This window comes from Corynebacterium sp. HMSC072A04 (assembly GCF_001809235.1).
Taxonomy (GTDB): domain Bacteria; phylum Actinomycetota; class Actinomycetes; order Mycobacteriales; family Mycobacteriaceae; genus Corynebacterium; species Corynebacterium hiratae.
The window spans coordinates 1-299 of record NZ_KV796759.1; the positions used below are offsets into that span (position 1 = coordinate 1).

Genomic DNA, 299 nt, shown 5'->3' on the forward strand with positions numbered 1-299 from the left:
GATGCCGCGACCGCGCACCAACTTCTCAACATCCTCGCCGGACGAGAAGGCAAAGTCTCAACGATAGTGACCTCACAATTCACCCCACTGGAGTGGTACAAGTCCATCCCCGACGCCGTGATCTCCGAGTCAATCCTCAACCGACTCGTCTCCGGCGCCGAGATCATCACACTCGAAGGACCAAACATGCGCCTGAACACCAACGCATAACCACCAACAACGCCTGAGTGAGACACCGCTACCGGATACTCACTCAGGCGCTACCAGATACTCACCACACCGCTACCATTTCAGTCTTC

The 299-nt window shown here is 56.2% G+C and carries 1 protein-coding gene; it reads left to right on the plus strand.

The genetic code is table 11. The annotated features are described in order from the left end of the window. The coding region (locus HMPREF2565_RS03755) for an ATP-binding protein (RefSeq protein ID WP_168162651.1) at nt 1-210 on the plus strand (210 nt) is incomplete at its 5' end. Nucleotides 211-299 lie beyond the last annotated feature (89 nt).